General features: G+C 64.3%; 10 protein-coding genes and 1 pseudogene (1 of these 11 running past the window's edge). 3 read left to right on the forward strand and 8 right to left on the reverse strand.

Annotated features, from left to right (window positions below):
- Both radA and alr read right to left on the reverse strand, forming a co-directional pair.
- Window positions 1–914, reverse strand: a pseudogene (gene radA / locus B2742_RS14385) (DNA repair protein RadA); it reaches 495 nt to the left of the window's first position.
- Window positions 915–971: 57 nt separating this feature from the next.
- A complete protein-coding gene (alr, locus tag B2742_RS14390; RefSeq protein ID WP_292067594.1) occupies window positions 972–2141 on the reverse strand; it encodes an alanine racemase in 1170 nt (389 codons plus the stop codon).
- 136 nt (window positions 2142–2277) lie between these two features.
- Here alr and B2742_RS14395 point away from each other — a divergent pair, with 136 nt between their 5' ends.
- Entirely contained in the window at window positions 2278–2844 is a 567-nt protein-coding gene (locus B2742_RS14395) for a hypothetical protein (protein WP_292067596.1), read from the forward strand.
- Between the two features lie 167 nt (window positions 2845–3011).
- Here the strand turns inward: B2742_RS14395 and B2742_RS14400 are convergent, their stop codons facing one another.
- The 6 genes from B2742_RS14400 to rpsF form a co-directional block, all read right to left on the reverse strand.
- A complete protein-coding gene (locus B2742_RS14400) occupies window positions 3012–4511 on the reverse strand; it encodes a replicative DNA helicase (RefSeq protein ID WP_023515061.1) in 1500 nt (499 codons plus the stop codon).
- A 187-nt stretch (window positions 4512–4698) separates the two neighbouring features.
- On the reverse strand, window positions 4699–5985 hold the full coding sequence (locus tag B2742_RS14405; RefSeq protein WP_024271294.1) for an SAM-dependent methyltransferase: 1287 nt from the start codon (window positions 5983–5985) through the stop codon (window positions 4699–4701).
- A 220-nt stretch (window positions 5986–6205) separates the two neighbouring features.
- The gene (gene rplI / locus B2742_RS14410; protein WP_023515799.1) at window positions 6206–6784 is read right to left on the reverse strand and encodes a 50S ribosomal protein L9; all 579 of its coding nucleotides are present in this window, start codon (window positions 6782–6784) and stop codon (window positions 6206–6208) included.
- Between the two features lie 21 nt (window positions 6785–6805).
- Entirely contained in the window at window positions 6806–7780 is a 975-nt protein-coding gene (locus B2742_RS14415; RefSeq protein WP_023515800.1) for a DUF2232 domain-containing protein, read from the reverse strand.
- A 265-nt stretch (window positions 7781–8045) separates the two neighbouring features.
- Window positions 8046–8294 (reverse strand): 30S ribosomal protein S18, encoded by a 249-nt coding sequence (gene rpsR, locus B2742_RS14420; protein WP_023515801.1) that lies wholly within the window; start codon window positions 8292–8294, stop codon window positions 8046–8048.
- 24 nt (window positions 8295–8318) lie between these two features.
- Window positions 8319–8771, reverse strand: coding sequence for a 30S ribosomal protein S6 (rpsF, locus tag B2742_RS14425; protein WP_023515802.1), 453 nt, complete (start codon window positions 8769–8771; stop codon window positions 8319–8321).
- A gap of 297 nt (window positions 8772–9068) precedes the next feature.
- Between rpsF and B2742_RS14430 the strand changes: the two genes are divergently transcribed.
- Window positions 9069–9485, forward strand: coding sequence for a hypothetical protein (locus B2742_RS14430; RefSeq protein ID WP_292067618.1), 417 nt, complete (start codon window positions 9069–9071; stop codon window positions 9483–9485).
- A gap of 164 nt (window positions 9486–9649) precedes the next feature.
- Window positions 9650–10123 (forward strand): VOC family protein, encoded by a 474-nt coding sequence (locus B2742_RS14435; protein ID WP_023515804.1) that lies wholly within the window; start codon window positions 9650–9652, stop codon window positions 10121–10123.
- Window positions 10124–10312: the final 189 nt, after the last annotated feature.

Below are 10312 nucleotides of genomic sequence, written 5' to 3' on the forward strand. Positions count from 1 at the left end.
GGCCGCGTGCCCTCCATGCCGGCAAAGACCGCCGCGCCCGGCGATTTCGCATTGCGCTCGCCGAGGAAGAGTTCGGACGGGTTTGAGACTTCGCGAAGGCCCTTGTCGGACATCTCGAAGACACCGATCTCGTCCGTCGGGCCGAAACGGTTCTTGACGGTGCGCAGGATGCGGTAGTGGTGGCCGCGGTCGCCTTCGAAATAGAGCACGGCATCGACCATGTGCTCGACGACACGCGGGCCGGCGATCTGGCCTTCCTTGGTGACATGGCCGACGAGCACCATGGCGGCGCCCGTCTGCTTGGCGAAGCGGATCATCGCCTGCACGCCGGTGCGCACCTGCGTCACCGTCCCGGGCGCGGCCTCGGCGGTGTCGCTCCACAGGGTCTGGATCGAATCGATGATCACGAGATCGGGCCGCTTGCCTTCGCCGACGGTGGCGAGGATGTCCTCGACATTGGTCTCGGCGGCGAGCAGCACGTCGGTCTCGGCGGCCTGCAGGCGCTGGGCGCGCAGGCGCACCTGCGCCACGGCCTCTTCGCCCGAGACATAGATGATGCGGTGGCCGCGGCGGGAGAGGGCGGCGGCGGCCTGCATAAGAAGGGTGGATTTGCCGATGCCGGGATCGCCGCCGATCAGCACGGCCGAGCCCCGCACGAAGCCGCCACCTGTGGCACGGTCGAGCTCGCCGATGCCGGTGTGGATGCGCGGGGCTTCCTCGATCTCGCCGGAGAGAGCGGTCAGCGCAACGGGGCGGCCCTTCTTCGGTACCTTGCCGGGGCCGGAGCCGATGCCGCCCATCGGATCTTCCTCGACGACGGTGTTCCACTCGCCGCAGCCCTCGCATTTCCCGACCCAGCGGGAATGGGCGGTGCCGCAGTTCTGGCAGACGAATTGGGTGCGGGCTTTCGCCATAAAATCTCGCTTTCCGGAATCGTTCCGGAAGTCCCTAGCACAAAAGGGGAACGTGTCCTATTTTTTCGCCGCTTCGTAGCGTCGTTCGTAACGCCTTCCGAGGCTGGTCAGGAGCTCGTAGTCGATCGTGCCGCCGGCGCGGGCCACATCCTCGATGGGCATATTACGGCCGAAGAGCTCGATGAAGTCGCCGGGCCGGACGCTTCCCTCCGGCAGGTCCGTCACGTCGAAATGGGTGAGATCCATGGTGACGCGGCCGATCAGCGGTACCGCGCGGCCGTGCAGCACGCCGCCGGCACCCGGGACGTTCGTCTTGCGCAGCGGCACGCCTGAGCCGGAAAGGGCGCGCATGTAGCCATCCGCATAGCCGACCGCGGCGACGGCGATGCGCGTGTCGCGGGTGAAGACGGTGGTGGCGCCGTAGCTGACGCTTTCGCCGGCTTTCGCCTCGCGCACCTGGAGGATACGGGCTTCGGCGGTGACGACCGGCTTCATCGGGTTCGGCGCGTCGTTGACGGCCGCGCCGCCATAGAGCGAGATGCCCGGGCGGGTGAGGGTGAAGTGATACTCTTCGCCGAGGAAGATGCCGGCCGAATTGGCCAGCGTCGCATCGATGCCGTCGAAGGCATCGACGGCGGTGCGGAACCGCTGGAGCTGCTGGCGGTTGAGCGGGTGGTTCGGATCATCCGCGCAGGCGAGATGGCTGAGCAGCATGATCGGCGAGAAGCTCGCCGGCCGCGCCACGTCGCCGGCAAGCGCCAGGGCATCTTCGACGCGCAGGCCGAGCCGGCTCATACCCGTGTCGACATGCAGCACGCAGGGGTGGTCGCTTCCGTCGGAGACCGCGGCCATGAAGACGGCGAGCTGTTCCTCCGAGGCAATGACCGGCACGAGGTCGAACTCGAAGAACAGCCGCTCGGAGCCGGCCCACATGCCGGACAGAACGTAGATGCGGGCATCCGGCAGCGTCGCGCGCAACGCAGCGCCTTCCGCCGGGGTGGCGACGAAGAAATCGCGCGCACCTGCCAGATGAAAGGTCCTTGCCGCCGGTTCGAGGCCGATGCCGTAGGCGTCGGCCTTCAGCACCGCGGCGGTGCGCGCCGCGCCGGAGCGCCGCGCCATGGCGCGCCAGTTGTCGGCAAGCGCAGAAAGATCGATCGTCAGACGAGCATGGTCCTCGCCGGCGACGGGCAGGGTGGAGCGGGTGGGCGTGTGGTGCGTGCTCATTTCAGTGAGATACAGCCTGTGGACCATGGCGGCAATACGGCCGCCGGCTGCATTGCCGGTACGAAACGCGGCCTCTATGGTGCCGCGCCGAAAGGGAGAGACGATGCGGGCAGGAATGAGAACGGCCGTTGGGGCGATGGCCCTCGCCCTTTCGGGCGAGGCGGCGGTTGCGGAGAGCGTGCCGACGGATGCCGCGATGCGCGAGGCGCATGCGGTGCTGCTCGGCCTTGCCCAGGACGGTGCGGTGCCGGTGCGCGAGGCGGGCGCGGACATCTACTATTCCATCGTCGACAATCCCGAGGCGCCCCGGCTGGTGACCCGGCTGGAAGTCTCCGGAGCGCCCTGCCGTGCCCGCACGACCGCAGCCCTGCAGTTCCCGGAAAAGTGGGCGACGCTGACGCTCGGCCTGGTCGATCTCAGCCGCGTGACGGCGGTCACGGCCTATGCCTCTGCCGATGACATGATCGCGGAGGCAAAACCCATTCCGCTCGCCTCTCCCGACGTGGAGCAGATCGTTCTGACGGGCGAGGGGCTCTATTGTTCGAGCCGCATGGCGCTTTCAGGGGAGAGTGGGGCCTCTGACGGCACCTGCTCCGACAGGCTGGACCTGTCGATGATGGACGAGGAGCAAAAGGCGCGCGGCCGGCGGGCGCTTGCCATCGTGGGCGATTTCTGCAAGGCCCCGGCTTTCGGGAAGCGGTGAGCGGGCAAGAGGAGGATTGCCCCTCATCTGGCCTGCCGGCCACCTTCTCCCCGCAAGCGGGGCGAAGGGGATGTGCGGCACCGGCTTCCCCAACCAATGATGGTTCGTGACGCAAGTTCCCTCTCCTCGCTTGCGGAGAGAGGGTGAGGGGCGAATCCCGGCTCCCGTCAATGCTCGTACTGGGTGAACGACGGATCGGCGAGGTCGGTGAAGCGGGTGTATTCCGACTGGAAGGCCAGTTTCACCGTGCCGGTCGGTCCGTGGCGCTGCTTGGCGATGATGACGTCCGCCGTGCCCTTCACGGCCTCGAACTTCATCTTCCACTCTTCGTATTTCGGGTCGAACTCGTCGCGCGGCTCGAGGTTCTTCACGTAGTATTCCTCGCGGAACACGAAGAGCACCACGTCGGCGTCCTGTTCGATCGAGCCCGATTCGCGAAGGTCGGAAAGCTGCGGGCGCTTGTCCTCGCGGCTTTCCACCTGACGGGAGAGCTGGGAGAGCGCGATGATCGGCACGTTCAGCTCCTTGCCGAGCGCCTTGAGGCCGGTGGTGATCTGGGTGATTTCCTGCACGCGGTTGTCGCTGGATTTTCCCGAGCCGGTCATCAGCTGGATATAGTCCACCACGAGGCAATCGAGGCCGCGCTGGCGCTTGAGGCGGCGGGCGCGGGCGGAAAGCTGGGCGATCGAGATACCACCGGTCTGGTCGATATAGAGCGGCACCTTCTGCATCATCTGGCTGCAGGCGACCAGCTTTTCGAAATCGGCCTCGGAAATGTCACCACGACGGATTTTTGACGAGGAAACTTCCGTCTGCTCGGAAATGATACGCGTTGCGAGCTGTTCGGACGACATTTCGAGCGAATAGAAGCCGACGACGCCGCCGTTCTTCGCCTTGAAGGAACCGTCCGCCTGCACTTCCGGCTCGTAGGAGGCGGCGATGTTGTAGGCGATGTTGGTGGCAAGCGAGGTCTTGCCCATGCCGGGGCGCCCGGCGAGCACGATCAAGTCCGAGCGCTGCAGGCCGCCCATGCGGCCATCGAGCGAGTGGATGCCGGTGGAAATGCCCGATAGCGAGCCGTCGCGCTCGAAGGCGGCGCCGGCCATGTCAATCGCCAGCGCAACGGCATCGTTGAACGACTGGAAGCCGCCATCGTAGCGGCCGGTTTCGGCCAGTTCGAACAGGCGCCGTTCGGCATCCTCGATCTGGTTCTGCGGCGGCATATCGAGCGGCGCGTCATAGGCGATGTTGACCATGTCCTCGCCGATGGTGATCAGCGAGCGGCGCAGCGCCAGGTCATAGATGGCGCGGCCGTAATCCTCCGCGTTGATGATCGTCACGGCTTCGGCGGCAAGGCGCGCGAGGTACTGCGGGATCGTCAGGTCGCCGACCTTGCCGTCGGCGGGCAGGTGGGTCTTCAGCGTGATCGTCGTCGCGATCTTGCCCATGCGAATCGTGTCGCCGGCAAGCTCGTAGATCTTGCGGTGCAGCGGCTCGTTGAAGTGCATGGGCTTCAGGAAATCCGAGACGCGGTAATAGGCATCGTTGTTGACCAGGATCGCGCCGAGCAGCGCCTGTTCGGCCTCGACGTTGTTCGGTGCCTCGCGATGATGCAGCTCCGCATTGTCGCGGCCCGCCTGGCTGAGTTTGCGCACGGCGTCGTTCATCGTCCCGAATCTCCCCATCCCTGTTTGCGAAGGCCGCTGGTTTGGTTTCTTTGCTGTCGGGGGTCAAGCGCTTCCGACTCGGCCCGACCATTAAGCCCGTTGTTAGACTTTTCCACAGGCGTGCGGGACACAGCAAGCCCGGATTGCGCCGGGCCTGCTGGCTTTCGGTTGACACCGCTTTCGAATCTCAGAGCGAGGCTTCCTGCGGAAACTGCCGCGCACCGCGGCGTTCGCCCTTGGGATTGCCCTCGTGCGCCTTGAGACAATCCTCGCCCCGGCCGATATATTCGCGCGTCAGCGGCGCGGCCTTCTGGTCATGCGCCAGCTGAAGCTGGAAGACGACGAGGTTCTGCCAGCGAAAGGCACTCTCGGAGGCCGCGAGGTAGAACTCCCAGATCCGGCAGAATTTCTCGTCGTAGAGCGCCTTGGCCTCGTCGCGCCGGGCCATGAAGCGTTCCCGCCAGTGGCGCAACGTTTCGGCATAGTGCAGGCGCAGGATTTCCACATCCGTCACGGCAAGCCCGCTCTTCTCCACCGCCTGCATGACCTCCGAAAGGGCAGGGATATAGCCGCCCGGGAAGATGTACTTCTCGATGAACGGGTTGTTGGCGGAGGGACGGTCCGTGCGGCCGATCGTGTGCAGCAGCATCACCCCGTCCTGCTTCAGGAGCGACGCGCTCTTGCGGAAGAAGGTCAGGTAGTTCGGGCGGCCGACATGTTCGAACATGCCGACCGAGACGATGCGGTCGAACGGGCCGTCCGTGTTGCGATAGTCCTGCAGCAGGAACCTGACCTCTTCCGAGAGTCCGGCTTCGCTCGCCCGCGTCACGGAAAGGGCGTGCTGCTCGTCGGAGAGCGTCACGCCCGTGACCTTGGCGCCGAGCTGCCGGGCGAGGTAGAGCGCCATGCCGCCCCAGCCGCTGCCGATGTCGAGCACGCTCTGACCTGGCCGGATGATGTTGAGCTTTGCCGCGATGTGGCGCTTCTTGGCAAGCTGCGCGTCGTCGAGCGTCTGGTCCGGCCGTTCGAAATAGGCGCAGGAATATTGCCGGTCCTGGTCGAGGAAGAGATCGTAGAGCGCACCCGTCAGGTCATAGTGGTGCTGCACGTTCTTGCGCGAGCGTACGATGCTGTTCTTCTCCCGTATCCAGCGGAAGAGGTAGCGCGCCCGTTCGAGCAGGTGGTTCCAGCGACTGTCGTAATATTTGAAATCGGGATTGCCGGTAAAGATGGTCGTCAGGAGGTCGTAGATATCGCCCTCCACGATCTCGATATCCCCCGTGCCATAGTGATGCCCGAGATAGTAGGCAGGGTCGAGGGCGAGGCCCCAGACCGCTTTCTTCGTGTTGAGACGCATGTGGACGGGATTTCCGGTGCCGTCGCCGAAGCTCTGGCGGGTGCCGTCCGGGTAGGTGATCGTCAGATTTCCGGTCTCGACGAGGCGGGAAACGAGAGCCTGTACAATGAATTTCATTCGCTAAACTCCGTCGCGCTTAAAAAATCTGGCGGAACGGGTCTGGTCGCAAACCGGCCTAAAAAAAGCGGCCCGACCGCCAATCCAGTCTAACGACATATAAATATTGATGCGAAAATCCGGATTTCAAGCCGTGCCTTTCGGCTGCCGCAAAAGCAAAGGGCCGGCAAAGCCGGCCCCAAAAAGCAGATGAGCCGGCAAAGCCGGCTCACTGTTGTTCTCAGGCTTCGTCTTCGTCTACGCCGTCGGCTTCCGGATCGAAGAAGTCGGCTGCCGTCAGGGCGTCTTCGTCAACGCCGTAGATGGCGTCGGCAGAGGTCAGGCTTTCGCCCTTCGACTGACGTTCGGCTTCTTCGACGGAGCGGGCAACGTTGACTTCGACCGAGATCTCGACTTCGGCGTGCAGGTGCAGGACGACCTTGTGCAGGCCGATCGCCTTGATCGGGGTGTTGAGCTCGACCTGGTTGCGGCCGATGTTGAAGCCTTCGGCAGCCAGCGCCTCGATGACGTCGCGGGCAGCGACCGAGCCGTAGAGCTGGCCGGTTTCGCCGGCGGAGCGGACGATGATGAAGGACTTGCCGTCGAGCTTCTCGGCGACGGCCTGGGCTTCCGACTTGCGCTCGAGGTTGCGGGCTTCGAGCGTCGCACGCTCGGATTCGAAGCGCTTCTTGTTGGCTTCGTTGGCGCGCAGCGCCTTGCCGAGCGGCAGCAGGTAGTTACGGGCAAAGCCGTCGCGAACCTTTACGGTTTCGCCCATCTGGCCGAGCTTGGCGATGCGTTCGAGGAGAATGACGTCCATTTTAGAGTTCCTTTCTGAATGTCAGGTGTTCTGGTTTTTCTTCTCTGCCGGGCCGGCTGGCGTCAGCGCGATGGTGCGCCGCGTGTCCATCAGGCCCAGAATGAGGATGGCGAAGATCGGTATGGTGAAGAGCAGTACCGAGATATAGGCGAACCACAGGGCGAACAGCCGCCACGGCTTGCCGCGCGTCCTGAAATGCAGGCTCGCAAAGCCGGCAAGCACGAAACCGGCCCCGAAGGTGCCGCAGACGAGCGCGCCGATGATCGCCGGCACGCCGCCCATGAAGGCGAGAACGAGACCGGCGAGGAAGAAGAAGATCGCGTTGCGGTGCATGCGCAGCGTCGAGGGCATATCCTCGCGCGGGCGAAGGCCGCGGCCGGACAGGCGCACGATGAAGGTCGCAACGTAGTATGCGGCGAACAGCAGGAACACCCAGAGAGCGCCCTGCACCAGCGGCAGCGCCAGCGCGAAAACGGCCTTGAGCTGCGCGACGGCGGTCGCATCGGGATTGTAGAGCGGTTCCTGCGCTTTCAGCGTCGCGATGACGATATCGACGAGCTGGCTCGCCATGGCGCTGTCGTAGCCGACGATCGCGCCGACGGCGACCATGCCGAGCGTCACCATGACGGCGAGATGTGCGAGGATGTTGGACAGCGGATACCAGGCGAGTGCATTGTCCGGGCCGCCGAGTTCGGAGGCGGGGCGGGCAAGATTCGCGAGATTGGAGAGCCAGCCGGCCGGGATCAGCGTGATGATGACGATCAGCAGCGCGAAATGCGAGGAGACCAGCATGGAGGCGGTCGCGCCGCCGGCGACGACGGCGATCAGCGCGCTGGCATTGCCCCAGCCGAGGCCGGCAATCAGAATCGGAAGAGCGGACGCGGCGTAAAGCACGATCGCGAGAGTCGACTGCGCGTTCGCGCTCAGCGAAAGCAGAGCGGCGGTCACACCGGCAATCAGGCCGGTCGCAATCGAGGTCGGCGTCAAGGTCTTCAAAGGTTCGCTGTCCTGTCTCATCAGACAGTTAGAGGAGCTTCCTGACAAACTTGTTCAGGACTGTTTCCCCAACATGGGATTAGGCTTCAGATTTTTCGCAATCCCGGACGCAAAACCGTTTCACACTTTTGCTGGAATTTCTCTGAAAGCCGGCGGCTCCGATCCGCGCCCAACGCGGAAGGGAAAGGGGGAAGGCGGCAGAACCGTCTTCCCCGGAGTCATGCATCCCGGCCCGACGTCGAGTCAGGCCGCAGAGTCAGTATGCTTACGCTACGACGTAGGGCAGCAGGCCGAGGAAGCGGGCGCGCTTGATCGCCTTGGCGAGTTCGCGCTGCTTCTTCTGGGAAACGGCCGTGATGCGGGACGGAACGATCTTGCCACGCTCGGAAATGTAGCGCGACAGGAGACGGACGTCCTTGTAGTCGATCTTCGGTGCGTTTGCGCCCGAGAAGGGGCAGGTCTTGCGGCGGCGGTGGAACGGACGGCGTGCCGGAGCGGAAGAAACATCAGCCATAGTCAAAATCTCCTTCTGCTTCGATTACGCGCGGTCTTCACGGGCCGGACGGTCGCCACGCGGCGGGCGGTCGCCGAAGTCGCGGCGCGGACGGTCACCGAAATCGCGGCGCGGGCCACGATCGTCGCCATCACGGCGCGGACGGTCGTCGCGGTCACGCTTCTGCATCATGGCCGACGGGCCTTCTTCGTGGGCTTCCACGGCGATGGTCATGTAACGAAGAACGTCTTCGTTGATGCGCATCTGGCGTTCCATCTCGTGGATGGCGGCGGCCGGAGCGTCGATGTCCATCAGCGCGTAATGCGCCTTTCGGTTCTTCTTGATGCGGTAGGTGAGGGACTTGAGGCCCCAGTTCTCAACCCGGCCGACCTTGCCGCCGAGCGATTCGATCACACCCTTGTACTGTTCGACGAGAGCGTCGACCTGCTGGGCGGACACGTCCTGGCGGGCCAGGAATACATGTTCGTAAAGAGCCATGTGGCTTTGCCTTTCTTGCGTTTACACCCGAAACCGGCGCCAAGCCTCAACGACAGTTCTCAAGGGCGGAAAGCCCGAAGCAAGAAAAGCGTTAATCCAGACGGTCGAGAGCGGAGACACGGGAGGCCGGAGCCCTTGGCTCCAACGGCGGTCTTTTGGGATCGCCGGCCCTCCGTTCAGCCACCAGCCGATTGACCGGGTGTGTTGAACAGCGCGCCTTATACGGATTTTCCGGCGGAAAGCAAGTCTTGCACTCCAGAAGCGTGCTGACCCGTTTTGCAACAGGGCGGGAACCAAATGGAAGACGCCGCGTTGTTCATTCCGATCCAACCAGATGGAGTGACAGACATGCAAGACCCGAACCTTGTCAATCGTCCCCCGGAAGATCGCACGACGCGTCCGGTGGATGACCGCGGACCGACCGTCGTGAACCAGAGCAGCGGGAGTGGCACGGGCGGCTGGGCAGTGGCCGTGATTCTCGCAGTGCTCGTTGCCGTGGGCATCTTCTATTTCGTCGGCAGCGGAACGCCGGGTGACGGCGTCGACCCGAACGCCAACACCTCGGCCATCGGCACGACGGACACGGCGCCGGCCGGCGGCACGGCAACGGATGGCCAGACGGGCGGTGCTACCGGCACGCAGCCGCTGGAAGGCCAGCCGAGCGGCGGCCAGCAGCCCGCCGAAGGTGGTGGCGCGACCACGACCACGCCGTAACGTCACCCCGCAAAGAGCAGGGCGAAAGGAAACCCGTCGGCAACGGCGGGTTTCTTTCGTCGTCGCGGTTTTTTTGAAGCCCGGTGTCGGGTCGCGGCCGCGCCGAACGTCTACACTGCATGGGCCGCGATCGATGGCCTCGTAACCGGATGGAGGATGCACCAATGCCGAAGAACACGATCTGCCTGTGGTTTGACAAGGATGCCGAAGCGGCCGCCCGCTTTTATGCCGCGACGTTTCCCGACAGCGCCGTGGGCGATGTCACCCGCGCGCCGGGCGATTACCCCGATGGCAAGCAGGGAGAAGTGCTGGTCGTCGGCTTCACGGTTGCCGGCATTCCGTGCATCGGCCTGAACGGCGGGCCGACCTTCAAGCACAACGAAGCCTTCTCCTTCCAGATATCCACGGAGGATCAGGAAGAGACCGACCGTTACTGGAATGCGATCGTCGGCAATGGCGGGCAGGAAAGCGAGTGCGGCTGGTGCAAGGACAAATGGGGTATCTCTTGGCAGATCACGCCGCGCGTCCTCATGGATGCGCTTGCCGCCGGTGGCGACGAGGCGAAACGCGCCTTCAACGTGATGATGACGATGAAGAAGATCGACGTCGCCGCCATCGAGGCGGCCCGGCGCGGCTGAGTCGCGAACCCTTTCGGAAGATAAGAGACGGGCGGCCAATGGCCGCCCGCTTCTTGTCAGATCGGCGCGGGATAGAGCCGGTGGATGCGGCGGATGCCATTCGTCACGTCGGCCGAGAGAGTTACGTCGACGGCGCCGATATCCGTCTTCAGCTGCTCCATCGACGTCGCGCCGATGATGACGGAGGCC

Source organism: Brevundimonas sp. UBA7664 (assembly GCF_002483305.1).
Taxonomy (GTDB): Bacteria; Pseudomonadota; Alphaproteobacteria; order Caulobacterales; family Caulobacteraceae; genus Brevundimonas.